Origin of the sequence: Nonomuraea sp. NEAU-A123 (assembly GCF_018603905.1) — a bacterium.
In the GTDB taxonomy this organism is placed as follows: Bacteria; Actinomycetota; Actinomycetes; order Streptosporangiales; family Streptosporangiaceae; genus Nonomuraea.
This window is the reverse complement of record NZ_JAHFZZ010000015.1, coordinates 13,764-36,732: the sequence shown is the minus strand read 5'-3', so window position 1 is coordinate 36,732 and position 22,969 is coordinate 13,764. Positions and strand designations below refer to the sequence as shown.

Here is a 22,969-nt window from a genome sequence, read left to right as displayed (position 1 = left end):
CGGCGATCTCGTGTGGGTCACACGGCCACGGGCCGGCTTTCTCGGCTGAACGCGTCGAGCAGCAGCTTCGCGGCCACCGTCGCCCCGTCGGTGCGGTTCGTGGCGGCCACGGCGGTCGCTCGTGCGCGGGTCTCGGGGGTCAGGGCCGTCTTGAGCGCGGCCGACAGGGACTCGGTGGTCGGAGTCGGACCGTCCCGGTCGTCGATCAAGCCCAGGTCCGCCCAGCCGCACCCGACGAGCACGCGGTGGCCCTGCGCGCGGATCACCTCGATGGCCACTCTGGCGACGTCCTCCGAGACGCGGCGCATGCTGCCGAAGCCGACGTACACCGGCGGTGTACCGGCGTCCTTGTCCGGCGGCGCGCACATCCGCACCTCCGCGCCGAGTTCCCGCAGCCGCACCGCGAGTCCCACCAGCGGTTCGACGTCCCCGCGCGACCCATACGTCGACAACAACACACGCACTACGTATCCCCATCTCCACGGGTTCTGGCCTCGGCGGACGATTCTGCGGCATGACCCGGGTCTTGTGGCAAGCCCCCCGGTGCGCTATACGTTAGGAGTGGAGAGGAGTGGATATTCCCCTTTCCTGTCATGGTCCGTCGCGGACGGATAACCCCCTGGCGAAGCGCGGCGGTGTGTCGCGCACGACGATACCGTCGGCACGGTGACGGTTCTCACCGGGTGAGATCGCTGTGGAGACCTCACAGTTCGGCGTGCTGTCTCGTCGAATGGGTGAGGGCCGCCGCGACCAAGGGAGCCGACGACACCATGACCACCCCATCCGAGCCAGGACCCGGCCGGCTTGATCCGAGCCTGAGCGCGATCATGAGCGAGCGGCGTCAGCTGATCAATCTGGCGTATCGGCTGCTCGGCTCCCTGGCCGATGCCGAGGATGTCGTCCAGGAGACCTACGCCCGCTGGTACGCCATGTCCCGGCAGCAGCAGGACGCCATCGAATCGCCCGGCGGCTGGCTGACGACGGTGGCCAGTCGCATCTGCCTGGACCTGCTCGGCTCGGCACGGGCTCGGCGGGAGCGCTACGTGGGCGAATGGATCCCTGAGCCGCTGCCCGATCGTACGGAGTGGATCAGCGGGCGGCCGGGCGGCACCGTGGTCGACCCGGCCGAGCGGGTCACTCTCGACGAGTCGATCAACATGGCCTTCCTCGTCGTGCTCGAATCGATGACCCCGGCCGAACGCGTCGCGTTCATCCTGCACGACGTCTTCTGCCACTCCTTCGCCGAAGTGGCCGAGATCGTCGGCCGTACGCCGGCGGCCTGCCGCCAGTTGGCCTCCTCGGCCCGCCGCCGCATTCGTACGTCGCAGGCTCCCGCGACTCCGGCGGCGCGGCAGGCCGGCATCGTCCGGGACTTCAAGCAGGCCTGGCAGGCCAAGGACATCGCCGCCCTCATCAGCCTGCTCGACCCGGACGCCACGGCGATCGCCGACGGCGGCGGCCTGGTCAGCGCCGTGCTCCACCCCATCGTGGGCAGCGAGCACATCGCGCGCTACGCCGTCGAGATCGCCGGCTTGGCGACCGATCTGATGATCCTGGAGCGTATGGTCAACGGCCAGCCCGGTCTGATCGCTCAGCAAGACGGCGTCACCGTGATGGTGATGGCGTTCGACGTGGCAGGCGACCGGATCAAGCACATCTGGGCGGTACGCAACCCCGACAAGCTCCGGCCGTGGACGGTGGGGCCACAGCACTAGAGCCGACCCAGGGCCGGACCGAGCAGGATCGGAGAAGCGCTGGTCATCGAGCCGCAGTTAGTGTGGACGGTTATGGACCTCTCCATTCACACGAGCTCCCTCCCGCATGACGACCCGGACGCCGCCCTGGCCTTCTACCGCGACACCCTCGGCTTCGAGGTACGCAGCGACGTCGGGCAGGGCATGATGCGCTGGATCACGGTCGGTCCCGTCGACCAGCCAGGCACGTCCATCCTCCTGGCGCCGCCGGCCGCCGACCCCGGCATCACCGAGGACGAGCGCCACACCATCATCGAGATGATGGCCAAGGGCACCTATGGCTGGATCCTGCTGGCCACCCGGGACCTCGACGGCACCTTCGAGAGGCTGCAGGCCGGCGACGCCGAGGTCGTCCAGGAGCCGACGGAGCAGCCGTACGGCGTCCGCGACTGCGCCTTCCGCGATCCCGCGGGCAACCTGGTCCGCATCCAGGAGCTTCGCTGAGCCGTTCGGCCATTGAGCGACCTGAAAGGGAGTTCTGTCATGTGTCATCCCGCATGGGGGCGCGCACTTACCGCGGCCCAGCGCCTGAACGATCTCGCGCGCCTGCGCCGCGTCCGCGATCGGATCGACCGGGAGTACGCGCAGCCGCTGGACGTCGAGGCGCTCGCCCGCGGCGCGCACATATCGGCCGGGCATCTCAGCCGGCAGTTCCGGCTCGCCTACGGTGAGTCCCCGTACTCCTATCTGATGACGCGGCGCATCGAGCGCGCGATGGCGCTGCTGCGTCGTGGCGACCTCAGCGTCACCGAGGTCTGTTTCGCGGTCGGCTGCTCGTCGCTGGGCACGTTCAGCACCCGCTTCACCGAGCTGGTCGGCATGCCGCCCAGCGCCTACCAACGCCAGGCGGCGGGCGGTGCGGCGGGGATGCCCTCGTGCGTGGCGAAGCAGGTGACGAGACCGGTCAGGAATCGAGAAGCGCCGGCCATCGAGCCGCAACTAGCGTGACAGCTATGACTTCCATCGCATCCCTCACCCTCGAAGTGGCCGACATCGCGGCCGCCGACCGCTTCTACACCGCCTTCGGTCTGGGCGCTCACGTGCGCCTGCGGGCCTCGGAGGTGCCGGCGACCGGCTTCCGTGGGTTCGTGCTGTCGCTCACGGTGTCCCAGCCGTCCACCGTCGACGCCTTCATCGGCGCCGCCCTCGACGCCGGCGCCACGCCGGTGAAGCCTGCCGAGAAGTCGTTCTGGGGCTACGGCGGCGTCGTACAGGCTCCGGACGGGACGATCTGGAAGGTCGCGACGTCGGAGAAGAAGGACACCGGGCCGGCCACCCAGCAGTTCGACGAGATGGTGCTCCTGCTGGGAGCCACGGACGTGGCCGCGAGCAAGCGGTTCTACGTCGACCGCGGCCTCGTCGTGGCGAAGAGCTTCGGCCGCAAGTACGTCGAGTTCGCCAGCGCGTCGAGTCCGGTCAAGCTGGCGCTGTACGGGCGCCGTGCCCTTGCCAAGAATGTCGGCGTCCCCATGGACGGCACCGGATCGCACCGGCTCATGCTCGGCAGCGACGCCGGTTCTTTCACCGACCCGGACGGGTTCGCGTGGGAGGCCGCATCGCTGGCAACCACGCTGTGACTGGAGGAAGCATGACAGGCGCGCCGCCGCGTGAGCTCGAGGAGAGGCTGCGGGACACTCGCGCGAAGCTGGAGAGCGACGTCGATCTCTGGGTCGCGACGCCGGGCTCCGCGGGCGTCCACCTCATCCCGCTCTCGTATCTCTGGGACGGGACCGCGTTCCTCATCTCGACACCGAGTGCCTCGGTCACCGGCCGCAACCTGCTGGCGGACGGCCGGGTACGACTCGGCTTCGGGCCGACGCGCGACGTCGTAGTCGTCGACGGCACCGCCGAGCCGGTGAACCTCGCCGACCTCGCCCCGGAGACAGGCGACGCGTTCGCGGCCAAGACCGGTTTCGACCCGCGCGAGCTCGACGAGCCCTACCAGTACTTCCTGATCCGGCCACGGCGCATCCAGGCCTGGCGCGAGGCGAACGAGTTGCGGGGACGCGACCTCATGCGCGACGGCCGCTGGCTCGGCTGACCGCCGTTCTCACCCGGGCAACAACCGATCACTTTCCGAGAAGCCGCCACCGCGGCGGATCTTTGGCATGCCACAAGAGAGGAAATCTGCCATGAAGGACACGCGGACATCCGCCGAGAACACCGGCGCAGCCGAGGAGAAGTTCGACGGATTCACGGATGAGGAACGGGCCGCGATGAAGGAGCGCGCCAAGGAGCTGAAGGCGTCCGCCAAGCGCGGCTCACGCGCGGCCAAGGCGGACGTGGAGAGCGAAGTGCTCGCGAAGATCGCCGAGATGGAGGAGCCGGACCGCGTCATCGCCGAGCGGCTCCATGCCATCGTCAAAGCCAACGCGCCGGCCCTCTCGCCGAAGCTCTGGTACGGGATGCCGGCGTACGCCAGGAACGGCAAGGTCGTCTGCTTCTTCCAGAGCGCGCAGAAGTTCAAGACGAGGTACGCCACGCTCGGCTTCAGCGACCCGGCGAACCTCGACGAAGGCACCATGTGGCCGACCTCCTTCGCTCTGACGGAGCTGACCGCCGCCAACGAGGCACGGATCGGCGCGCTCATGAAGAAGGCCGCGGGCTGAGGCGGTCAGAGCGCCGCACCGGCCGACAGCAGCCTCTCCGCCAGCACGCGACAGCGCCCCCCGAGCTCCGGAGGGTCGAGTACCTCGAAGTCGTGCCCCAGCAGGAGCACATGCATGAGCACGAAGTCGAGGCTGCCGGCGCCACTGAGCACTTCGCAGAGCTCGCTCCCGCGCCGCCGTACGACGGCCGCCGACGCCGGAATCTGCGCGCGCACCGTGTCGGCCGAGGCGTGCACGAGGAAGCGCGCCTGGTGCTGGTAGACCCGGCTCGCCACACTCTCCTGCACGTACGCCGCCGCGTCGGGCGCCGCGCGCGGGCGGAAGTGCCAGGTCCGGGCGGACACGTCGGTCATCCGGTCGACGCGGAAGCTGCGCCAGTCGTCGCGATCGAGGTCGTAGGCGAAGAGGTACCAGCGCCGGTCGGAGGCGACCAGGCGGTAGGGCTCGATCCGCCGCCGTCGCACCTCGTTCCCGGACGGGTAGTCGAAGCCGGCCTCGACCTCGTCGCGGCAGGCTCTGGCCAGCGTCATGAGCACCTCGGGGTCGACCGGCGTACGGCCGCCGCCGAAGGACTCCACCGAGCCGGAGAGCGCGCGCACCTCGTGCCGCAACCGGGTGGGCAGCACCCGGTCGAGCTTGGTCAGTGCCCGGAGCGCGGCGTCGCCGGCGCTGGCGACCGCGCCACCCGCGCCGACGAGCAGCGAGAGGGCGGTGGCGATCGCCTCATCGTCGTCGAGAAGCAGCGGCGGCAGGTCCTGCCCCTGGCCGAGCTGGTAGCCGCCGCCGACACCCTGGCTGGCATGCACCAGATAGCCGAGTGTGCGCAGCCGCTCGACATCACGCCGTACCGTACGCGGCGTGACCCCTAGCCGGTCGGCGAGCTCGGGGCCGGTCCAGACCTGGCGCTGCTGCAGCAGTCCGAGCAGGGAGAGCACTCGCTCGGTCGTACCCACGTCCATGTCCCACACCCTGCCAGAGATAGCGGACCGATTCTGTCCGCTTGGGGTGTGAGGGTGACTCCATGGACGCAGACGAACCCGACTGGAACCGTACGCTGCGCGAGCAGTGGGAGTTCCACTGGAACCATCAGGTCCGAGCCCGGCTCGACGGCCTCACCGACGACGAGTATTTCTGGGCGCCGGTGCCGGACGCCTGGAGCGTGCGGCCGCGTGGCAGCTCGACGGCGCCCGTGCAGGTCGGTGCCGGGGACTTCACGATCGACTACGCCTTTCCCCAGCCGGTCCCCCCGGCCTTCACCACGATCGCCTGGCGACTCGGCCATGTCATCGTCGGCGTGCTCGCCGCGTGCAACGCGGCGCACTTCGGCGCGCCGGCGGCGTCGTACGAGACCTGGGAGTACGCCGGCGGCGCGGCCACCGCGCTCGACCAGCTCGCGGCCCAGCTCGACGTCTGGCTGGCCGGGGTGCGCGGCCTCGGCGAGGCCGGGCTGCAGGTCCCGGTCGGCGCGAAGGAGCCCTACCCCGAGGCGTCCATGGCCGATCTGGTGCTGCACATCCACCGCGAGCTGATCCACCACCTGTCCGAGGTCTGCCTGCTGCGCGACCTCTACCTGCACACGAACGGAGCAACCCGATGAGCCGCCACATCCAGGTCACCTTCGACGCCCACGACCCGCGGGCGCTCTCGTCCTTCTGGCGCGACGTATTGGGCTACGTCCACCCCGCCCCGCCCGGGGTCGACCTGCCCGAGGGCGCCGACCCGCTGGCCGCATGGGACGACTTCCTCGCGCGGATCGGCGTACCGGAGGAGCAGCGCAACACGAGATCGGCCATCGAGGACCCGGACGGGCACGGGCCACGGGTGTTCTTCCAGCAGGTGCCGGAGGACAAGGTCGCCAAGAACCGCGTCCACCTCGACGTCCGTGCGGCTCCCGGACTGCAGGGAGAGGAGCGGATGGCGGCGCTGGAGGTCGAGTGCGACCGGCTCGTCGCGCTGGGAGCGAAGCGAGTGCGGCGCTACGAGCCCGAACCTCCGATGAGCGCCGGCTTGATCGTGATGACCGACCCGGAGGGCAACGAGTTCTGCCTGGACTGACACGGCTCCGTCAGTCACGGTCCGGGTCGCCTCGTGGCCATGTGTCGAATTGAAGGGCGGGCGGGTCCGCGAAATCGACGGCCTTCTTCACGCAGTCAGGGCAGAAAGGTTCCTCGACCGATCTGGCCACGGCTTCCGGTGTCGGCTCGCGGACGGTACCCAACACGGTCATGCCTGGAAGAAGACCGGTCTCGGGGTCGATCATGGCGGTCATGACACTTGCCGGGGTGAAGCGGAAGGTGCGCTTGCACGCATAACAGCGGCCGATGGTCGGGATCTGCTCGTCTCCCATGGTGGCCATCCTCCTCTCTCACACCGTCCTCTCGAAAGGGTCGGCCGGGCCCGGTGGTGGATGTGCTGGGGAGACGCGGGCGGCCTGGGCTTTGCATGAGCATGCGTTTCAATGCATACTCTCTCTCATGTCCAAGGTTCTCACCTCCTTGCCCACCGGCGAGCGCGTCGGCATCGCCTTCTCGGGCGGCCTCGACACCTCGGTGGCTGTCGCGTGGATGCGCGACAAGGGCGCAGTCCCGTGCACCTACACAGCCGACATCGGCCAGTACGACGAGCCCGACATCGCCTCGGTGCCCGGTCGTGCGACGACGTATGGTGCCGAGATCGCGCGCCTGGTCGACTGCCGGGCGGCGCTGGTCGAGGAGGGCTTGGCCGCGCTCGCCTGCGGTGCGTTCCACATCCGTTCGGCCGGGCGCCCTTACTTCAACACCACGCCGCTCGGTCGTGCCGTCACCGGGACCCTGCTGGTGCGGGCGATGCTCGAGGACGACGTGCAGATCTGGGGCGACGGCTCGACGTTCAAGGGCAACGACATCGAGCGGTTCTACCGCTACGGGCTGCTCGCGAACCCCCACCTGCGCATCTACAAGCCCTGGCTCGACGCGGACTTCGTGTCGGAGCTCGGCGGTCGCAAGGAGATGTCGGAGTGGCTGCTGGCCCACGACCTGCCCTACCGCGACAGCACCGAGAAGGCCTACTCGACCGACGCCAACATCTGGGGCGCCACCCACGAGGCCAAGACCCTGGAGCACCTCGACACGGGCATCGAGACCGTGGACCCGATCATGGGCGTGCGATTCTGGGATCCCACGGTCGAGATCGCCACCGAGGACGTGACCATCGGGTTCGACCAGGGCCGCCCGGTGACGATCAACGGCAAGGAGTTCGCCACCCCGGTCGACCTGGTGATGGAGGCGAACGCCATCGGTGGGCGGCACGGCATAGGCATGTCGGACCAGATCGAGAACCGGGTGATCGAGGCCAAGAGCCGCGGCATCTACGAGGCGCCGGGGATGGCGTTGCTGCACGCGGCCTACGAGCGGCTGGTCAACGCGATCCACAACGAGGACACGCTGGCCAACTACTACAACGAGGGACGGCGGCTCGGCCGGCTGATGTACGAGGGCCGCTGGCTCGACCCGCAGGCGCTGATGGTGCGAGAGTCGCTGCAGCGCTGGGTCGGCACGGCGGTCATCGGCGAGGTGACGCTGCGGCTGCGGCGCGGTGAGGACTACTCGATCCTGGACACCTCCGGCCCGGCTTTCAGCTACCACCCGGACAAGCTGTCGATGGAGCGCACCGAAGACTCGGCGTTCGGCCCGGTGGACCGGATCGGCCAGCTCACCATGCGCAACCTGGACATCGCCGACTCACGCGCCAAGCTTGAGCAGTACGCCAGCCTCGGCATGGTCGGCACCACCCATCACGCGCTCATCGGCATCCCCCCGGCGGCCTCGACCGAGCTGATCGGCGCGATGCCGGAGGGCGGCGCCGAGGCCATCGCCTCACGCGGTGAGGTCTCCGACGAGGACGAGATGCTCGACCGCGCCGCCATGGAGCTCGGCACCGACTGACCGGCCTCAGCCGCTCCGGCGCGCGTCGTACCAGGGCGTCGATCTCAGGTGGAGAACGCCGCCGGGTTGCGGCGTACGGCGGCGGCCCGGCTGCGGCGTGCGTACAGGATGGTCCAGGCGACGAGCGCGCCCGTGACCACGATGGGCATCACTGTGGAGATCAAGACCATCGTCGAGGTGGGCAGCACGTACGACAGGACGATCCGTGCGACCGCCTCGGCGAGGTACGTGACGCCCCACACAAGGGTGAGGACCCGCTGCACCCGGCGGAAACCGGCGTACTCCCAGAGGCCGTTCCACCGGGCCAGCCCCTCCTCGGTGCCGTCAGTGCCGAATTTCCGTCCGAAGTAGAACATCAGCGGACGGCGCATCAGCAGCGACCCGAGCAGCACCAGGCCGAACAGGCCGGTGGCCGCCGAGTCCTTGACCAGCACCAGCGACGCGCTGCGGAACACCAGCGCGCTCAGCACGCCGAGGCCGACCACGACCAGCGCGAGCACGCCGAAGTCGTCGACGCGGTGCTTGATCAGGAAGATGCCGAGCACCTCGACGGCGGGCCAGACTCCGGAGATCGCGAGCGCGGCGACGGTCGACACGCCGCGGTCGGTCAGCACCATGTACGTCAGGTAGGGCAGGACGACGTTGAACACGATCGTCGGTCCCCAGTTCAGCGCGAGTGCCCGGAACCGTGCCATCAGACCCTCCTCGTATGTCGAATAAACTCACGAGCGTGAACAGGAATGTATCATCGGATTGGTCGCTCACACGACCTTCGCGTGGGCGCTCAGTCGCGCTCGTCCCGTTCCTCTTCGGCGTCTCTGGACGGCCGGAGCTGTCCGGCACCGGGCTGACCCGCCTGTTGGGGGATCTCGGCCTGACCGAGGCGGCGGCACGCGCCCTTGTCGCCCGGATGCGGCGCGACGGCCAGTTGGTCAGCGAGCGGCGCGGCGGCGGCGCGTACTACCGGCTGGCCGGCGCCATGGCCGCCGGCTTCGCGCAGATCCGGCGCGGCGCCTCGAACGAGCCCCCACCGTGGACCGGGCACTTCCACGCGCTGCTGTACCAGGTGCCGGAGAGTGAGCGCGCCTACCGCGACGCGCTGCGCCGGGCCGCGCTGCTCGCCGGGTACGGTCTGCTCCAGCAGGGGGTGCTCATCGCGCTCACCGACCGCTTCGCCCACCTCGGTGCCCTGCTGACCCCGCCGGAAGGCGTCCGGCTGCACCGGGCCACCCTCGCGATGGAGGAGGCGGACGCCGCCCACGCCGCGTACGACGCCTGGGATCTCGGGGCGCTGAGCGACACCTACTCCCGGCATGCCGAGGCCATCGAGACGGCGGTCCGCACGGCCCCGGACGAGCTTCGGGCGGACGCGGCGGCGCTGCGTACGTTCAGCCGGCTGCTCGGCACAGCCCTGGTCGACACCCTGCGCGCACCGCGACTGCCGGAGCCGCTGCGGCCGGCCGGGTGGGCGCTGCCCCGGTTGTACGCCGCCGTCGACGCGGTGCAGCGGGTCTACGGCGCCCCAGCCGGCACGTACGTGCGCCAGGTGCTGGACGAGGACGACCGTGCGCGGTGCTGAGCAAAAGGCGCAGAAGTCTGCGTGCGTATCCTCCGACTTCTATGATCTTGTCGACGTACCATCGGAAAAGTGACTCCTGGTGACTGATCGAGGACGGATGGTGATGACTTGCTTTCGGACGAGTCAGCCCGGATATACGACAGGTCGGCGATCAAGAGGCTCGGCGACGCGCTTGTCGACGACACCACCGGGACTTCTCCCGTGTCGCATCTGGAAGAGGCCGGCGTCTTTCCGCCGAATATGCGGCTCGGCTGGGGCGCGTTGGGAGTGGTCGGATTTCCGTTGGCCCGGGAGCACGACAGAATAGTCGCCTCCGCCGAGCGGAAGCTGGGCGACATGGCCCAATCGTTGCGCGGTCATCGGGACGAGCTGTATACGGCATCCGGAAACGTGGACACCGCGGAAATGGAGAACACCGAGAATGTCAGGCGGATTTAAGCTCCCCATTCCGGGTGGCACGCCCAGTCCGTACGAGTCCGGCGGTGGCGGCGATCTCCTGTGGATGCAGCTGACGACACTCGGCGAATACGCCTTCGCCGCCGCCATATTGCCGGTGCTGCAGAAGTCCGTGCTCAAGTACGGCCTCACCGTGCCGGTGGATCCGCAGTTGCTGCACAAGGCCGCGGACGGCTGGAGTGCCATCAGCGGCAACGTGTCCGCCTCCGGCGAGTCCATGCGGGATCAGCACGACAGTGTGTCCGCGGCCAGTTGGCAGGCGCTGGATCGAGCGGCTTTCGGGCAGAAGGTCACCGAGTTCGCCATGGGCTCGCAGGCCGCCGCCGACTCGGCGCATCGTCTTTCGTGGATCCTCAGAGTGCTGGCCAACCTCTGGACCGCGTGGATCTACTTCAACTTCGCCACTGCCACGTTCACGGCGTGGCTCGCGCTCGCCGGGGCGCTCAGCGGAGGGGGGAGGTTCTACGCTGAAATGCAGGCGCGTTCAGTGGCTCTCTCGATTGAGCAGCGCCTCCTGGTGCTGCGGAACGAGGTTCTGTGGGACCTCTTCGGGCTGCTCGTGGCGTGCGGGGCCGCTTGGGGGTACGACAAGATCCTGACCAACGGCCTGAAGTAGGTCCCCCTCAGTAGCCGAACTCCTTGCGCATGCGGTTCAGCTCGCCCATCGTGTCGCTCATCATTCGGTCGAACGCTTTCTGCGCCTCTTCGACCTGCGCTCTGGCGGCTTCCGGGTCGCCGGCCGGGTTCAGGGTGTCCCCGTCGAACGAATCCGTCAAAATCTCCGACAGTTGACGCTTGACGTCCGCGTCGGCCTCGTGAATCGCTTTGAGTATCGCCGCGGACATCTCCTCGACGCTCATGCGCTTGGCCCGGGGGTCGATATCAAGTCTGCTCACCCCCGAGGCGGTGCACTCGACCGCGATATGGTCGTCGGCAGTGGTGGCCCGGCCGACCACGTCCGCGGCCCTTTTCTGCGCTTCCGCGAAACGGGCCACCCGCTTGTGTGAATCCCGCAGGAACGCGTCGACATTCATGCTCGCGAAATCACCGAAGCCAGGTGCCGCCACGTGTCCTACCTCAGCTCTCTACTTACCGCCAGGGCGATGCCGGGCATCACCATATCGACATGCCGCAGGGCTCTAACAAGACGCCGCGTGTTAAATCTGTTCGGCCAGTTGTCTGGCGAGGGTCAGTCCCGTGAGGACCGGGTTGACCGACCCGACCGTCGGGAACAGCGACTGGTCACAGGCGTAGGCGTTCCGTACGTGATGGAAGCGCCCCATCGGGTTGGTCACCGAGGTGGCCGGATCGTCGCCCATCCACAGCGTGCCGGACTCGTGGTAGGTCGTACCGAGTCCGCGGTGCCATTCGGGGAACGGCCGGTCGAGGGGGAACGGCGCCGCGTGCCATGCGTTGTCGTACAGGTACTGGATCTGGTCCGGGGAGCCGGAGACCGCCCGGGCGATGGCGAGCGCCGCGGTGTCCATGGCCTGCCAGACCTGCTCGTCCCGCGGATCGAGCGTGATGTGCAGGTAGGCGCGCGGGATGCCGAACTCGTCGACTTCGTGCGGACTGAGATTGATCCAGCTCTTGTCCGGATCCGGTATCGCGGTCGTCCGGTCCCCCCGCATCTCGCCGATGCAGCGCAGGGTGACGGTGATCCACTCGGGATCGGTGTTGGCCAGTTGCCGATCGAGCAGGTCGATGTCGGGGAGCATGCGGAACAGGAGTTCGTCGGATCCGCCCTGGCTCGTCGACGCGGTGACCTGGATGTGGAAGCGGCCGGCCGGCACCAGCCCGCGCAGGAGCAGCGCGCCCGTCTGCACGTGGTCCGGCACCCGCGGCAGCGCCGTCCGGCGGATCCTGACGGTGAAGTCGCTGCGTACATGCGCCATCAGATTGCGGCCCATGAGCGGGGTGGGGAAGGAGCACAGGGCGAGCCGGGTGCTCTCCACCGCGCTCGCGGCCAGAATCACGGCACAGCCGGGGGAGACCTGAAGGGACTCCGGCTGCCCGGCGGCGTCGACGTCGATCCTGGTCACCGCACCATCCGCCGTGTGCGCCCTGATGACGTGCGCCAGGGGCACCACGAAGAGCCGGCGATCCGCGTCGCGCCCCCCGGAGGCGGCCACGTCCTCTCGGACCGCGTCCATCAGCATCGGCAGGCTGCTGTACTTGTCGAAGCCGAAGAGCCCGGACACCGGCGAGTCTCCCTGCACGGCGAGCGGCGCGATCTCGGCGCCACGGTCGCCGATGCCGGTCTCGAACCCCGGCGTCACCGCGGCGGCGCTCGCGAACGCCTCGAACAGCGTCGTATAGAGCTCTCCCGCGATGAAATCGGTAGCGGGCACGACGCCGATCTCGCTCTCCACCTCCAGGTAGTTGCCCTCCAGGTACGCGGCCGTCGAGGCCGGCCAGCGCCGCAGATCACTCGCCGTGAGCCGCGGGCACCAGCCTCCCCAGTACAGGGACTTGCCGCCGGTGCAGTACGCCAGCCCGGGAAAGTCGACGTTGCCCCGCCACGGCAGCCCCCACACCAACTCCCGCGGCACGCGTGGATCGGCGCTGGGCGAGATGGGAGCGGGGACGTTGAGCCCGATACGGCCCAGGTTCTGAACGTGCTCGGAAACCAGGAAAGGACCGGCGTCCAGCAGCAGGACCCGCTTGCCCGGGTGCCGACGGTAGATCTTGGTCGCGCAGTAGGCCCCGTACATGCCGCCGCCGATCACCACCGCCGAGAACGGCGGCCCGCCGCTGCCCGTCGCCTCTTGCCAGGTGCTGCAGATGAAGCGGCCGAGAACATCGAGCGAGAAGCTCGTCGTCTGGACGTCCACCTGCTGACCGGAGGGAACCAGTTCGGGAAGGGCCATGGACAAGTAGACCCCGCGAAGGTCCTTCCCGCAATCCTCGGGGCGGATACGGTGATCCGCCCCGAGATCGGGACTATTCCGCGGCGGCCCGTTCGGCCACGCTGACCTCGACGCAGAACTCGTTTCCGGCCGGGTCCGCCATGACCACCCAGCCCCGGCCGTTCGGCTTGCGGCGGTCGTCGACGATGGTCGCGCCGAGCGCGGACACCCGCTCGACCTCCCGGTCTCGTGACTGGTCCGGTTCGAGGTCGAGGTGCAGCCGGTTCTTGACCGACTTCTTCTCAGGTACGCGGACGAACAGCAGGGTCGGCTGACCGGCGGGCACCGCCAGGCCCACCTCGTCGTCGCCCGGCTCGTCTGTCGGGTCAACCGGATGCCCGAGTACGTGGCTCCAGAACTCCGCGAGCTCGTACGGTTCGTACGGCTCCGCGCAGTCGACAGTGATGTGTCGGATGATGGATGTCATGTGAATCCCATGCTCGGTAAGGACACTGGTGGTCATGCGGAACGGCTCACGAATCTCAGCCCCCGCACCTCCAGAAATCGCCGACCGAACACGGTGTCCAACGGGACCCTAGCATCCCAGCGGGACGTCAGAGCTGCATCAATCCCGCCGGCGTGGGGCGGAAGCCGCACTGGGCGTAGAAGCCTTCGAGATGGGGTTCGTAGTCCACGTGCAGCCAGTCGGCGCCGCGGGACTTCGCCTCGTGAGCGGCCGCGCGGACCAGGAGCACCCCGAGCCCCGCTCTGCGCTCAGCGGGATGCACGGTGGTGTCCAGGATGAAGGAGTGGACCCCGCCGTCCGTGGCGACGTTCACGAAGCCGACCAGGCTGTCTCCGCGATGGGCGGCGATCCAGCAGAGGCTGTGATCGAGCGTGCGGGCGAACGAGGTGTCGTCGTGGCCGGGCCAGGAGGCCGCGAAGAGCTCGTTGAGGTCGTGGTCGGTGAGGGGAGGGCACACGGTGAGCGTGATGCCAGATGTCGGCGTCATGATCGAAAGCTACCTGAGCGCGTCCACCGGCTCCATTCTGGCCGCGCGCAGTGCCGGGTACAGGCCGGCCAGCAGGCCGACCACGGCTCCGGCGATGGGGGCCCCGATCGCCAGCCGTACGTCAAGGAGGGGCGTCCACTGCTTGGCGGCCGAGACGGCGACGACGGCGACCACGCCGACGCTCGCGCCGATCACCCCGCCGGCCAGGCCGATCAGCGTCGACTCCAGCAGGAACTGGGCGGCGATGTGCCGGCGGGCCGCGCCGAGCGAGCGGCGCAGGCCGATCTCGGCGACGCGTTCCATCACGGTGACGAGCGTGACGTTGGCGATGCCGACCGCGCCCACCACGAGCGAGACCAGGCCGAGGATCAGGAAGAGCGCGTTGACGTCGTCCTGCGCCTGGTCGCGCGCCCTGGTGGGGCTGGGCGGGGCGACCACCTGGAGCATGTCGCCGTTGCCGGGGGAGAGCGCGTCCGGCGCCTGCCCGGCGATCAGGTCGGCGGCGCCCAGGCTGGTGTTGACCAGCACCCTGGTCACGTCACGTAGCCCGAACTGCTTGCCCACCGTGGGCGGCACCATGACGGCGGTGCTCAGGTTCCGTTCGCGGCGCAGGTCGCCGAGGATGCCGATGACCGTGTACGCGTGCCTGCCGATGAAGATCGCCGGAGCTCGGTCGAGGCGGGTGATGCCGAGCATCTTGGCCGCCTGGTCGCCGAGCACGGCCACCCGGTCCGCACGCCGGATGTGACCGGCGTCGTAGAACCTGCCCCGCACGATCCGGCCCCGGGCGGCCTCGGGCAGGCCGGTGGTGGCGGCCAGCACGGTCAGGGTCTGCGTGGTGACGCTGGTCGGGTCGACGAGGTCGTTGGAGCGTACGGACAGGTTGGCGCTGTCCTTGCTCTCGGCCACCGCCGCCGCGGAGACCACGCCGCGCAGCCTGGTCACCCGCTCGAGCGAGTCCCAGGCGACCAGCGGCACGTTCGTGGTCTCGGGCACCTCCACCGTGATGGCGGTGGCGACCAGCTCATCGAAGCGACCGACGATCTGGTTGCCCGCGGTGGCGGCCACGCCGAGCGTGATGACCAGCGTGGTGATGCCCAGCACGGTGCCGAGCGTGGTGAGCGCGGAGCGCACCGGTCTGGCGAGCATGCCCGCGACCGCCTCGCCGGCCAGGTCTCGTACGTGCATCACGCCTCCTCCACCAGCACGCCGTCGGTGATCCTGACCCGGCGTCCGGCCCGCGTGCTGACCTCGCGCTCGTGCGTGATGACCACGATCGTCAGCCCCTGCTCGCGCAGCTCGTCGAACAGGTCGAGCACCGCCCCGGTGTTGCGGCTGTCGAGGTTGCCGGTGGGCTCGTCGCACAGCAGCAGGGACGGCCCGCCCATCAGGGCCCTGGCCATGGCCGCGCGCTGGCGTTCGCCGCCGGACAGGCGGTCGGGCAGGAAGTTCACGCGGTGGCCGAGCCCGACCCGGTCCAGCGCCGCCAGCGCTCGCTCTCGCCTGCCTTTGCGCGGGTGCCCGCCGTAGATCTCGGCGAGCATCACGTTCTCCACGACGCTGCGGTGGGCGAGCAGGTGGAAGGACTGGAAGACGAAGCCGATGCGGTCGCCGCGCAGCCTGGTCCTGGCGCCGTCGCGCAGGGCGGTGGTCTCGATGCCGTCCAGGCGGTAGCTGCCCGAGCTGGGCCGATCCAGCAGGCCCAGGACGTTGAGCAGGGTGGACTTGCCGGAGCCCGACGGGCCGACGATCGCCAGGTAGTCGCCACGGGCCACCCCGAACGAGACGTCGTCGAGCGCGCGGACCGGCGGCTCCGCGGGGTAGTCCCGGCGTACCGAGGTCAGCTCGATGACCTGCTCAGGCATCGCCGACCACCACCCGGTCGCCTGCGTTGAGCGTGCCGCTGACCTCGACGTTTCCGTCGGCGGTCAGGCCGGTGCGGACCTCGACCTCCTTGGTCTTGTCTGTGGCGTACTCCACCTGCACCCGCGCCTTGCCGTCGGCTCCCGTGACGACCGCGGCCACCGGGACCACCAGCACCGGCTCCTCGGTCGCCCCCACCGTCACCCTGGCCGTGACCGCGGCGCCCGACAGGCCCTTGAGCCCCTTCATCGAGCTCGGCGTGAGCAGGACCGGCTGCGTGTTCTCGGCGCCCTTCTCCTGGCCGGGCACCGTGGCCTTCTCGCCGACCGCGGTGAGCGTCGCCGGGTACGTCTTGCCCGAGTCGAGCTCGATGACCGCGCTCATGCCCGCGCGGAGCAGGTCGGACTCCGCGGTCTCGACCGTCCCCGTCACCATGAACGTCGAGCTGGTCACCGTCGCGACCTCGTTCTCGACGGTCTGGCCCGCCTTCACCCCGGTCTTCTGCACCCGGGAGGGCAGCTTCGGCAGGAACACGACCTCGCCCGGGGGGATCGCCGTGCCGTAGGTCCGGCTGAACTCGGCCAGCAGCGACCTGGCCGCCGACACGTCCTTGCCCGCGTTGGCCACCTTGAGCTTGGTGGGGGAGAGCTGCCGGGCCTGGCGCAGCGCCTGCTGGGCCGTGACCAGCCCGTCGTTCGCCGTGCGCACGGCCTTGCGCAGCTCCTCCAGCCGCTTGTCGCGGGCCTGCCGGGCCTCCTCCCTGATCCGGCCGTACGCCTCGCGCGCCTGCTCCAGGTCGGCCCTGGCGTTGTCCACCCGCAGCTCCAGCAGGCTCGTGTCCGCGGTCGGCTGAGGCGCGGCGGTGGCGGCCGGAGTGGTCGTCGGTGTGGCGGTCGGCTGGGACCTGGCCGCGGTGAGCGCCTGCTCGGCTTCGAGCAGCTTCTCCTCGGCCGCGCGTACGGTCGTGTCGGCCGCCGCCAGCTTGGCGTCGTCCTCCGGGGTGAGCCGCTGTCCTTCCGCCTCCTTCAGGGCGGCCCGCGCCGACTTCAGGTCCGTCTTGGCGTTGGTCAGCTTGACCTTCAGCGGCAGCACGTCACGCCCCTGGTCGAGCGCCTGCTTCTCGGTCGCGAGGGTCTCCTGCGCGGTCTGTACGGCCTTGCGCAACTGGTCGTAGGCCTGCCGGTCGGCCAGCGTGGGCTGCTGGGCCTCGTACCCCTTCTTCTTGTACATCCGGGTGACGGCGGCGATCGTGGCCCGGTCGAACACCCCCGAGGCGGGCCCGCCGAACCCGAGCCGGCGCAGCGCCTTCTGGAGCTGCTTGACGTCCTTGCCCTCGGTGCCCGGCCCGATCGTGCGGTGCATCGGCACGGAGCCGCGCAGCGCGAACACCGGGCGCCCGTTCACCTCCATGAACACCGCTCCTTCCGCCAGCCTGCCCTGGCGCGGCGCCCGGGTGACCCGCTGCAGCTCAGAGGTGCCGCCGACCACGCCGGCGAGGGTGAGGGGCAGCGGCGAGCCGTATGCCAGCGTGCCGCTGACCACGATCGTGCTGACCAGCTTGCGGCGCTCGACGGCGGCGGTGACGAGCGACGCCTTCGGCGCGGTACGGCGCGCGGCCTCGTCGGCCGGGGATCGCAGGCGGGTGCTCACGACCCAGCCGGCGGCGGCGATGACCACGACACCCGCGATGACGAAGGCGAGCAGCCTCCGGGGGGACTTCACCGAGCCTCACATACCGAATTCTTCGTTGACCTGCTGCTGGACAACCTCCGCCTTGGGCAGGTACGCCGGATAGAAGTCCTTGCCGGCATGCAGTCGGCTTTGACCGATTCGAGCTGGTACTTCGTGTCCTTGGCCGCCGTGGTCCGGGACGGCTGCGACGCGTTCTCGGCGGTGCCCCCGCAGCCGCCGAGAACGACCATTGCGGCCAGCGCCACGACGGGAGCCAGAGGGGATCTCTTGGGCATGGCAGGTGACCATACTACGTTTAACAGAGCATGGTCAATCCAGGCAGTGCCGGCGCTGCCGATAGGGCGCGAACGCGGTCGCCAGGGTCAGCACGATCAGGACGCCCCAGTAGGCGAGGTGCTGCCTGGTCAGGTCGTCCGCGTGCAGGCCCAGGTCGCCCGACGTGACCAGCAGGTAGATGCCCGCGGCCAGCGCCCAGCGCGGGTCGCGCGCCAGGTACGCGCCCGCCACGGCCAGCCCCAGCGCCGCCACCTCGACGGCCATCTTGCTCAGGCTGATCGGGAACCACGTCTTGTCCGGCAGCCACGAAGGGCCCGCCCACGAGGCCACCACCGCCGCCGCGAACCACCACCACGACCGGACGCGCGGCCGATGCCGCCGCCAGATCAGCACCGCCAGCCCGGACAGCGCGACCCCGTAGCTCGCAGCCACCACGACCGGGCTGCTGGTCTCGAACAGGGGGCGGTCGCTGAGCGCCGACGGGTACACCGGCAGAAGGGTGAGGTCCAGAAGTGGCCAGCCACCGGCGATCGCGACCGCCTTGACCCCGGTGGCGAAGGTGAGCGCCAACGCCGGCCACACCCATCCGCGCATGACCGCCAGCAGCGCGAGCGCCGACAGCAGCGTCCAGGGCGGTAACGAACCCGTGTACGGCAGCAACGCGGCCAGGTTCGCCGCCGACACCGCCGTGATCCCGAGATGCAGGCCGTCCGCCCACGCGCTGCCCCTCGCCTGGTGGGTGATGCGGGTGCGCACGCCGCCCCGGAGCAGCCCCCACGCCTCCCTGAGAACCGGGGAAGACTGTCCAGGAGTGGCGGAGTCGAGCAGAACGTCGAGCAGCTCGTCGCCGTGCGCCACGCGGTATTGCCTCGGGTAGGCCAGCAGGAGCCTGCGGTAGCGCCGTTCGAGCGCCGTCATGCGGTCGGGCGCGAGCCGAGGGGCGCGAACGTGGTCGGCCGCAGGACGAGGGACGCGGCCTCCTGCATCCGCCGGGCCTCGGCCTCCACCAGCGCCTGGCCCTCATCGGTGATCCTGAAGTAGCGCCTGTTGCGACCGTTGACCGTCTCCTCGCGGTCCACGGCGATCACACCCCGCTCGTTGAGCCGCTCCAGGATGCCGTAGAGCGTGCCGACCGAGGGCTGGACCCGGCCGCTGGACAGCTCCTTGATCGACTTGCTGATCGCGTGCCCGTGCAACGGGCCGCCGCGCAGCGCGGTGAGCACGAAGTACATCGGCTCGCTGACTTCTGAGGTTCCCCTGGGCATGAGATGAGATTATTCCGTTCAACGAAGCGTCCGCAACGCCTAGAGCGTCCGGTACGCGATCAGCCAGCTCTGCCCGGCGCAGAGCCGTTCCACTTCCTCGGCCGGCAGCCAGGCGGCGCCCGTGCTCTCCGATCCTGGAGGGGGCCGGAGGGCGGGCCCCGGCGAGTCGAGCCGCGCCTGGAACATCACCAGATTCGTCAGCGCCCCGTAGCGGTACCCCTCGGGCACCGGCCCCGTCAGCTCGATCCGCAGCCACGCGAAAACGGACAGCTCCGCCGCCGCCAGCACCAGCCCGGTCTCCTCGGCCAGCTCGCGGACGGCGGCGTCCACGGGAGACTCGCCGGGTTCGAGGTGGCCGCCGGGCATGTCCCAGCCGCGTCCCTCCCGATCGACGCAGGTCAGCAGCATCCGGCCGGCGTCGTCGCGTACGACGGCGAAGGCCGTGGTGATCTCTCCGGTGGATGGCAGCCGGGAGGACAGGACAACCTCCAGCCGGTGTGGCACGGGGATCCACGGTGCGGTCTGCGTCGCGATCACTTGATCCATGGTCTATTTCCCCCAAAAGGGATGGCAGGGCATGATCGGTATTAACTTCGGACGATTGGACAACACTCTGTATATGCTCCGTTACATATCGCGATGGTGGATGGTCGCTGTCCCCCTGCTGGCGCTCCTCGCTCTGGCGCTGTCATGGGGGCGCGAACTCCCCTTCGTCCTGGTGGTCATCGTGGCCGTGGTGCTCGCCGGCGCCGTGCTGGCCGCCGTGCACCACGCCGAGGTCATCGCGCACCGGGTGGGCGAGCCGTTCGGATCGCTGGTGCTGGCCGTGGCTGTGACGGTGATCGAGGTGGCGCTGATCGTCAGTCTGATGATCTCAGGTGGCGAGCATTCGGCGTCGCTGGCCCGCGACACGGTGTTCGCCGCGGTCATGATCACCTGTAACGGCATCGTCGGGCTGTCGCTGCTCAGCGGCGCGCTCCGGCGCAGGGTGGTGGTGTTCAACGCCGAGGGCACGGGAGGCGCGCTGGCGACGGTCGCCACGCTGAGCACGCTCAGCCTCGCGCTGCCGACGTTCACGACGAGCGCGCAGGGGCCCGCCTTCTCTCCCGCGCAGCTCGGGTTCGCGGCGGTGGTGTCGCTTCTGCTGTACGGGCTGTTCGTGCTGACCCAGACCGTACGGCACCGCGACTACTTCCTGCCGGTCACCACCGAGGGCACGGCCGCCACCACTGAGGAGCACGCGCCGCGGCCGTCGGCGCGGGCCACCATGATCAGCCTCGGGCTGCTGCTGGCGGCGTTGGTGGCGGTCGTCGGCCTGGCCAAGGTCGAGTCGCCGGTGATCGAGGTGGCGGTCTCGTCGGCCGGGCTGCCCCAGGCGGTCGTCGGCGTGGTGATCGCGCTGCTGGTGCTGCTGCCGGAGACCATCGCCGCGGTCCGCGCGGCCAAGCGCGACCAGATCCAGATCAGCCTCAACCTGGCCCTGGGCTCCGCGATGGCCAGCATCGGGCTGACGATTCCGGCCATCGCGGTGGCCTCCATCTGGCTGAAGGGGCCGCTGGTGCTCGGCCTCGGGGCCACGCACCTGGTGCTGCTGGGCCTGACCTTCATCGTCACGACGCTCACCGTGGTGCCGGGGCGGGCGACGCTCCTGCAGAGCGGCGTCCATCTGGTGCTGTTCGCCGCGTTCCTGTTCCTGGCGATCAGTCCCTAGATGCCGCGGTTCATCGCCCGGTTGCCCAGCCAGAGGCCCAACGCGGCGATGAGGCAGGTGGCCGCCGTGCCGTACAGGATGGACGGGTTGGTGAGGTCGCCCGAGAAGAGCGCGCGCTGGGCGTTCACGATGTACGAGATCGGGTTGATCTGCCCGACCACCCGCAGCCACGCGGGCCCCGACTCCACGGGCAGCAGCACCCCGGACAGCAGCAGGACCGGGAACATCACCATCTGGGTGACCACATAGAACAGGGTGCCGCTGGGCACCGACTTGATCGCGAGGACGAACGAGAGCGCGCCGAGCCCGACGCCCAGCACGATGAGCATCGCGAGCCCGGCCAGCACCCCGGCCGGATACAGCCGGAAGCCCAGCGGGATCGCCAGCAGGATGATCAGTACGGCCTGGCAGAGCAGGACCGCCATCTCCTTAAGCGTCCGGCCGACCAGCATGGCCGTACGGTTCAGCGGGGTCACCGTGAGGCGCTCCAGCGAACCGCCGAGCAGCTCGACCAGCATCAGATAGCCCGCGGCCATGGGCCCCGACAGGCACATCATGACCAGGATGCCAGGCACGAACCACTGCCACGACGAGCCGACCGCCCCGTCGAGCAGCGAGCCGAACAGGTACAGGAACAGCAGCGGCTGACCCATCGCGAACAGCAGCCCCAGGGGCTCGCGCACGGCGGGGGTGGCTTCGCGGGTGAAGACGGTCGCGGTGTCACGCAGGAAGGTCGTCATCGGTGAGGCTTCTCCCGGTAAGGGTGAGGAACACGTCGTCGAGGGTCGGGCGGATGGTCTCGGCGGTCGCGACCTTGACGCCGGCCGCCTCCAGCGTGCGCAGGTATTCGGGCAGGGCCGCGGCCGCGTTCGCGACGCGCAGCCGCACGGTCGTGCCCTGGACCTCGGCCTTTGCCTCGACCGCCGCCTCGACCGCCGCGCCGACCGCTGCGCCGCCCGTCGCTTCGACCGCCGCCTCGCCGTCGGCGATCCGGGCGGCCATGGCCGCTTCCTGCTCGGTCGTGGTGGTGATCGTGATGCGGTCGCCGGCCAGGTCGTTCTTGAGCCGCTCGGCGGTGCCGTCCGCGATGATCTCGCCGTTGTCGATGATCACCACGCGTTCGGCCATGCTGTCGGCCTCTTCGAGGTAGTGGGTGGTCAGGAAGAGCGTCGTGCCGTACGCCTCGCGCAGTCGCAGGATGTGCGACCAGACGTCGGCGCGGCTCTTGGGGTCGAGGCCGGTGGACGGCTCGTCGAGGAAGAGCAGCCCCGGGCGGTGGACGAGGCCGAGCGCGATGTCGAGGCGGCGGCGCTGGCCGCCCGACAGCGTGCCGGGCTTGCGCTGCGCCAGTGGCCGCAGGTCGAGCAGGTCGAGCAGCTCGTCGGCGCGCCGGCCCGCCGCCGCCGGGGTCAGGCCGTAGCAGCGGCCCTGGGTGACGAGCTCGTCGCGGGCGCGGAAGTTCTCGCCGGCGCCGTGCCTCTGCCCGACGTATCCGATGCGGGCGCGTACGCCGGCGGGGTCGCGGGCGATGTCCCGGCCCGCCACGGTGGCGGTGCCGGAGGTGGGTGGCAGCAGAGTGGTCAGCATGCGGAGGGTCGTGGATTTGCCGGCGCCGTTCGGGCCGAGGAAGGCGACCAGTTGGCCGGCCTCGACGTCGAGATCGATCCCGCGTACGGCTTCGACGGACTCTTTCTTCAGCTTGAACACTCGGGTCAGTCCCCGGGCGTGGATCATGGTCGTGCTCCTCCGGGCATGGCGAAGAAACCCCTGGTCGGGGGCTCGATTGAGGATCGATATCAGCTTGAGCCAGATAAAGCCGGTTTGGCAAACGCGAATGTCACGTTCATATACGGGCCTGACCTGCGGAGACGCCATTTCGTACACAGGCTGTGGACGGCGATTTTCTGGCCGCTGAAATGCGGTTTTATATCGATATGTAAGATTTCTTGCGAGCCCGTGTGGGGCTCCGCGATGATCTT

General features: G+C 69.6%; 29 protein-coding genes. 13 read left to right on the top strand and 16 right to left on the bottom strand.

Going from position 1 to position 22,969, the window contains the following annotated elements:
• Window positions 1-17 precede the first annotated feature (17 nt).
• Window positions 18-464 (bottom strand): glycosyltransferase, encoded by a 447-nt coding sequence (locus KLK06_RS37870; protein WP_214640467.1) that lies wholly within the window; start codon window positions 462-464, stop codon window positions 18-20.
• 306 nt (window positions 465-770) lie between these two features.
• On the opposite strand from KLK06_RS37870, the gene sigJ reads away from it, so the two are divergent.
• The 6 genes from sigJ to KLK06_RS37840 all read left to right on the top strand — a co-directional run bounded on the left by sigJ (window position 771) and on the right by KLK06_RS37840 (window position 4,363).
• Window positions 771-1,715 (top strand): RNA polymerase sigma factor SigJ, encoded by a 945-nt coding sequence (gene sigJ / locus KLK06_RS37865; RefSeq protein WP_214640466.1) that lies wholly within the window; start codon window positions 771-773, stop codon window positions 1,713-1,715.
• A gap of 72 nt (window positions 1,716-1,787) precedes the next feature.
• The gene (locus KLK06_RS37860; protein ID WP_214640465.1) at window positions 1,788-2,198 is read left to right on the top strand and encodes a VOC family protein; all 411 of its coding nucleotides are present in this window, start codon (window positions 1,788-1,790) and stop codon (window positions 2,196-2,198) included.
• Between the two features lie 39 nt (window positions 2,199-2,237).
• Window positions 2,238-2,702 carry a helix-turn-helix transcriptional regulator gene (locus KLK06_RS37855; protein WP_214640464.1) on the top strand — a complete coding sequence of 155 codons (465 nt, stop codon included), beginning with the start codon at window positions 2,238-2,240 and terminating at the stop codon, window positions 2,700-2,702.
• 5 nt (window positions 2,703-2,707) lie between these two features.
• Complete coding sequence (locus KLK06_RS37850; RefSeq protein WP_214640463.1) at window positions 2,708-3,331, top strand: glyoxalase; 624 nt, start codon at window positions 2,708-2,710, stop codon at window positions 3,329-3,331.
• An 11-nt stretch (window positions 3,332-3,342) separates the two neighbouring features.
• The gene (locus KLK06_RS37845; RefSeq protein ID WP_214640462.1) at window positions 3,343-3,795 is read left to right on the top strand and encodes a pyridoxamine 5'-phosphate oxidase family protein; all 453 of its coding nucleotides are present in this window, start codon (window positions 3,343-3,345) and stop codon (window positions 3,793-3,795) included.
• A 91-nt stretch (window positions 3,796-3,886) separates the two neighbouring features.
• The gene (locus tag KLK06_RS37840; protein ID WP_250906652.1) at window positions 3,887-4,363 is read left to right on the top strand and encodes an iron chaperone; all 477 of its coding nucleotides are present in this window, start codon (window positions 3,887-3,889) and stop codon (window positions 4,361-4,363) included.
• A gap of 5 nt (window positions 4,364-4,368) precedes the next feature.
• Here KLK06_RS37840 and KLK06_RS37835 read toward each other — a convergent pair whose 3' ends face one another.
• On the bottom strand, window positions 4,369-5,322 hold the full coding sequence (locus KLK06_RS37835) for a YafY family protein (RefSeq protein WP_214640461.1): 954 nt from the start codon (window positions 5,320-5,322) through the stop codon (window positions 4,369-4,371).
• Window positions 5,323-5,384: 62 nt separating this feature from the next.
• Here KLK06_RS37835 and KLK06_RS37830 point away from each other — a divergent pair, with 62 nt between their 5' ends.
• Entirely contained in the window at window positions 5,385-5,960 is a 576-nt protein-coding gene (locus KLK06_RS37830; RefSeq protein WP_214640460.1) for a DinB family protein, read from the top strand.
• The gene (locus KLK06_RS37825; protein ID WP_214640459.1) at window positions 5,957-6,418 is read left to right on the top strand and encodes a VOC family protein; all 462 of its coding nucleotides are present in this window, start codon (window positions 5,957-5,959) and stop codon (window positions 6,416-6,418) included. The genes KLK06_RS37830 and KLK06_RS37825 overlap by 4 nt, the downstream gene beginning before the upstream one ends.
• Window positions 6,419-6,428: 10 nt before the next feature.
• Here the strand turns inward: KLK06_RS37825 and KLK06_RS37820 are convergent, their stop codons facing one another.
• Complete coding sequence (locus KLK06_RS37820; RefSeq protein ID WP_214640458.1) at window positions 6,429-6,710, bottom strand: hypothetical protein; 282 nt, start codon at window positions 6,708-6,710, stop codon at window positions 6,429-6,431.
• Window positions 6,711-6,837: 127 nt separating this feature from the next.
• Here KLK06_RS37820 and argG point away from each other — a divergent pair, with 127 nt between their 5' ends.
• Window positions 6,838-8,286: an argininosuccinate synthase gene (argG, locus tag KLK06_RS37815; protein ID WP_214640457.1), complete on the top strand. Its 1,449-nt coding sequence runs from the start codon at window positions 6,838-6,840 to the stop codon at window positions 8,284-8,286.
• 44 nt (window positions 8,287-8,330) lie between these two features.
• Here argG and KLK06_RS37810 read toward each other — a convergent pair whose 3' ends face one another.
• Window positions 8,331-8,981 carry a VC0807 family protein gene (locus KLK06_RS37810; protein ID WP_214640456.1) on the bottom strand — a complete coding sequence of 217 codons (651 nt, stop codon included), beginning with the start codon at window positions 8,979-8,981 and terminating at the stop codon, window positions 8,331-8,333.
• Between the two features lie 35 nt (window positions 8,982-9,016).
• Between KLK06_RS37810 and KLK06_RS37805 the strand changes: the two genes are divergently transcribed.
• From KLK06_RS37805 to KLK06_RS37795, 3 genes are all read left to right on the top strand, one after another.
• Window positions 9,017-9,865 (top strand): hypothetical protein, encoded by an 849-nt coding sequence (locus tag KLK06_RS37805; RefSeq protein ID WP_214640455.1) that lies wholly within the window; start codon window positions 9,017-9,019, stop codon window positions 9,863-9,865.
• 108 nt (window positions 9,866-9,973) lie between these two features.
• A complete protein-coding gene (locus tag KLK06_RS37800) occupies window positions 9,974-10,303 on the top strand; it encodes a hypothetical protein (protein WP_214640454.1) in 330 nt (109 codons plus the stop codon).
• The gene (locus KLK06_RS37795) at window positions 10,287-10,937 is read left to right on the top strand and encodes a hypothetical protein (protein ID WP_214640453.1); all 651 of its coding nucleotides are present in this window, start codon (window positions 10,287-10,289) and stop codon (window positions 10,935-10,937) included. Before KLK06_RS37800 ends, KLK06_RS37795 begins: the two co-directional genes overlap by 17 nt.
• A gap of 7 nt (window positions 10,938-10,944) precedes the next feature.
• On the opposite strand, the gene KLK06_RS37790 is transcribed toward KLK06_RS37795, so the two are convergent.
• The 10 genes from KLK06_RS37790 to KLK06_RS37745 form a co-directional block, all read right to left on the bottom strand.
• On the bottom strand, window positions 10,945-11,388 hold the full coding sequence (locus KLK06_RS37790) for a YbaB/EbfC family nucleoid-associated protein (RefSeq protein ID WP_214640452.1): 444 nt from the start codon (window positions 11,386-11,388) through the stop codon (window positions 10,945-10,947).
• A 90-nt stretch (window positions 11,389-11,478) separates the two neighbouring features.
• Window positions 11,479-13,191, bottom strand: a complete 1,713-nt coding sequence (locus tag KLK06_RS37785) for a GMC oxidoreductase (RefSeq protein ID WP_214640451.1) — start codon at window positions 13,189-13,191, stop codon at window positions 11,479-11,481.
• Window positions 13,192-13,264: 73 nt separating this feature from the next.
• Window positions 13,265-13,657 carry a VOC family protein gene (locus KLK06_RS37780; RefSeq protein ID WP_214640450.1) on the bottom strand — a complete coding sequence of 131 codons (393 nt, stop codon included), beginning with the start codon at window positions 13,655-13,657 and terminating at the stop codon, window positions 13,265-13,267.
• Window positions 13,658-13,784: 127 nt separating this feature from the next.
• Window positions 13,785-14,183 (bottom strand): GNAT family N-acetyltransferase, encoded by a 399-nt coding sequence (locus KLK06_RS37775; protein ID WP_214640449.1) that lies wholly within the window; start codon window positions 14,181-14,183, stop codon window positions 13,785-13,787.
• 9 nt (window positions 14,184-14,192) lie between these two features.
• On the bottom strand, window positions 14,193-15,371 hold the full coding sequence (locus tag KLK06_RS37770) for an ABC transporter permease (protein ID WP_214640448.1): 1,179 nt from the start codon (window positions 15,369-15,371) through the stop codon (window positions 14,193-14,195).
• Window positions 15,371-16,048: an ABC transporter ATP-binding protein gene (locus tag KLK06_RS37765; protein ID WP_214640447.1), complete on the bottom strand. Its 678-nt coding sequence runs from the start codon at window positions 16,046-16,048 to the stop codon at window positions 15,371-15,373. The genes KLK06_RS37770 and KLK06_RS37765 overlap by 1 nt, the downstream gene beginning before the upstream one ends.
• Window positions 16,041-17,768, bottom strand: coding sequence for a peptidoglycan-binding protein (locus KLK06_RS37760; protein WP_308168626.1), 1,728 nt, complete (start codon window positions 17,766-17,768; stop codon window positions 16,041-16,043). Before KLK06_RS37760 ends, KLK06_RS37765 begins: the two co-directional genes overlap by 8 nt.
• Window positions 17,769-18,047: 279 nt before the next feature.
• The gene (locus KLK06_RS37755; protein WP_214640446.1) at window positions 18,048-18,932 is read right to left on the bottom strand and encodes a hypothetical protein; all 885 of its coding nucleotides are present in this window, start codon (window positions 18,930-18,932) and stop codon (window positions 18,048-18,050) included.
• Window positions 18,929-19,279 carry a PadR family transcriptional regulator gene (locus KLK06_RS37750; RefSeq protein WP_214640445.1) on the bottom strand — a complete coding sequence of 117 codons (351 nt, stop codon included), beginning with the start codon at window positions 19,277-19,279 and terminating at the stop codon, window positions 18,929-18,931. Before KLK06_RS37750 ends, KLK06_RS37755 begins: the two co-directional genes overlap by 4 nt.
• 39 nt (window positions 19,280-19,318) lie before the next feature.
• Window positions 19,319-19,825, bottom strand: a complete 507-nt coding sequence (locus KLK06_RS37745) for an NUDIX hydrolase (protein ID WP_214640444.1) — start codon at window positions 19,823-19,825, stop codon at window positions 19,319-19,321.
• Between the two features lie 100 nt (window positions 19,826-19,925).
• On the opposite strand from KLK06_RS37745, the gene KLK06_RS37740 reads away from it, so the two are divergent.
• Window positions 19,926-20,990: a calcium:proton antiporter gene (locus tag KLK06_RS37740; RefSeq protein ID WP_214640443.1), complete on the top strand. Its 1,065-nt coding sequence runs from the start codon at window positions 19,926-19,928 to the stop codon at window positions 20,988-20,990.
• On the opposite strand, the gene KLK06_RS37735 is transcribed toward KLK06_RS37740, so the two are convergent.
• Together KLK06_RS37735 and KLK06_RS37730 are read right to left on the bottom strand one after the other, a co-directional pair.
• On the bottom strand, window positions 20,987-21,730 hold the full coding sequence (locus KLK06_RS37735; protein ID WP_214640442.1) for an ABC transporter permease: 744 nt from the start codon (window positions 21,728-21,730) through the stop codon (window positions 20,987-20,989). The genes KLK06_RS37740 and KLK06_RS37735 overlap by 4 nt on opposite strands.
• On the bottom strand, window positions 21,711-22,724 hold the full coding sequence (locus KLK06_RS37730; protein WP_214640441.1) for an ATP-binding cassette domain-containing protein: 1,014 nt from the start codon (window positions 22,722-22,724) through the stop codon (window positions 21,711-21,713). The genes KLK06_RS37735 and KLK06_RS37730 overlap by 20 nt, the downstream gene beginning before the upstream one ends.
• Window positions 22,725-22,969 lie beyond the last annotated feature (245 nt).

What these genes read in the sequence shown, in the direction of transcription:
- KLK06_RS37855 (WP_214640464.1), top strand. Translation starts at nt 2,238, where the DNA reads ATGTGTCATCCCGCATGGGGGCGCGCACTTACCGCGGCCCAGCGCCTG.
- KLK06_RS37740 (WP_214640443.1), top strand. Translation starts at nt 19,926, where the DNA reads ATGGTCGCTGTCCCCCTGCTGGCGCTCCTCGCTCTGGCGCTGTCATGG.
- KLK06_RS37795 (WP_214640453.1), top strand. Translation starts at nt 10,287, where the DNA reads ATGTCAGGCGGATTTAAGCTCCCCATTCCGGGTGGCACGCCCAGTCCG.
- KLK06_RS37775 (WP_214640449.1), bottom strand. Translation starts at nt 14,183, where the DNA reads ATGACGCCGACATCTGGCATCACGCTCACCGTGTGCCCTCCCCTCACC.
- KLK06_RS37745 (WP_214640444.1), bottom strand. Translation starts at nt 19,825, where the DNA reads ATGGATCAAGTGATCGCGACGCAGACCGCACCGTGGATCCCCGTGCCA.
- KLK06_RS37840 (WP_250906652.1), top strand. Translation starts at nt 3,887, where the DNA reads ATGAAGGACACGCGGACATCCGCCGAGAACACCGGCGCAGCCGAGGAG.
- KLK06_RS37750 (WP_214640445.1), bottom strand. Translation starts at nt 19,279, where the DNA reads ATGCCCAGGGGAACCTCAGAAGTCAGCGAGCCGATGTACTTCGTGCTC.
- KLK06_RS37810 (WP_214640456.1), bottom strand. Translation starts at nt 8,981, where the DNA reads ATGGCACGGTTCCGGGCACTCGCGCTGAACTGGGGACCGACGATCGTG.
- KLK06_RS37835 (WP_214640461.1), bottom strand. Translation starts at nt 5,322, where the DNA reads ATGGACGTGGGTACGACCGAGCGAGTGCTCTCCCTGCTCGGACTGCTG.
- KLK06_RS37765 (WP_214640447.1), bottom strand. Translation starts at nt 16,048, where the DNA reads ATGCCTGAGCAGGTCATCGAGCTGACCTCGGTACGCCGGGACTACCCC.
- KLK06_RS37785 (WP_214640451.1), bottom strand. Translation starts at nt 13,191, where the DNA reads ATGGCCCTTCCCGAACTGGTTCCCTCCGGTCAGCAGGTGGACGTCCAG.
- KLK06_RS37755 (WP_214640446.1), bottom strand. Translation starts at nt 18,932, where the DNA reads ATGACGGCGCTCGAACGGCGCTACCGCAGGCTCCTGCTGGCCTACCCG.
- KLK06_RS37860 (WP_214640465.1), top strand. Translation starts at nt 1,788, where the DNA reads ATGGACCTCTCCATTCACACGAGCTCCCTCCCGCATGACGACCCGGAC.
- KLK06_RS37850 (WP_214640463.1), top strand. Translation starts at nt 2,708, where the DNA reads ATGACTTCCATCGCATCCCTCACCCTCGAAGTGGCCGACATCGCGGCC.
- KLK06_RS37845 (WP_214640462.1), top strand. Translation starts at nt 3,343, where the DNA reads ATGACAGGCGCGCCGCCGCGTGAGCTCGAGGAGAGGCTGCGGGACACT.
- KLK06_RS37825 (WP_214640459.1), top strand. Translation starts at nt 5,957, where the DNA reads ATGAGCCGCCACATCCAGGTCACCTTCGACGCCCACGACCCGCGGGCG.
- KLK06_RS37730 (WP_214640441.1), bottom strand. Translation starts at nt 22,724, where the DNA reads ATGATCCACGCCCGGGGACTGACCCGAGTGTTCAAGCTGAAGAAAGAG.
- KLK06_RS37820 (WP_214640458.1), bottom strand. Translation starts at nt 6,710, where the DNA reads ATGGGAGACGAGCAGATCCCGACCATCGGCCGCTGTTATGCGTGCAAG.
- KLK06_RS37830 (WP_214640460.1), top strand. Translation starts at nt 5,385, where the DNA reads ATGGACGCAGACGAACCCGACTGGAACCGTACGCTGCGCGAGCAGTGG.
- KLK06_RS37770 (WP_214640448.1), bottom strand. Translation starts at nt 15,371, where the DNA reads ATGCACGTACGAGACCTGGCCGGCGAGGCGGTCGCGGGCATGCTCGCC.
- argG (WP_214640457.1), top strand. Translation starts at nt 6,838, where the DNA reads ATGTCCAAGGTTCTCACCTCCTTGCCCACCGGCGAGCGCGTCGGCATC.
- sigJ (WP_214640466.1), top strand. Translation starts at nt 771, where the DNA reads ATGACCACCCCATCCGAGCCAGGACCCGGCCGGCTTGATCCGAGCCTG.
- KLK06_RS37735 (WP_214640442.1), bottom strand. Translation starts at nt 21,730, where the DNA reads ATGACGACCTTCCTGCGTGACACCGCGACCGTCTTCACCCGCGAAGCC.
- KLK06_RS37780 (WP_214640450.1), bottom strand. Translation starts at nt 13,657, where the DNA reads ATGACATCCATCATCCGACACATCACTGTCGACTGCGCGGAGCCGTAC.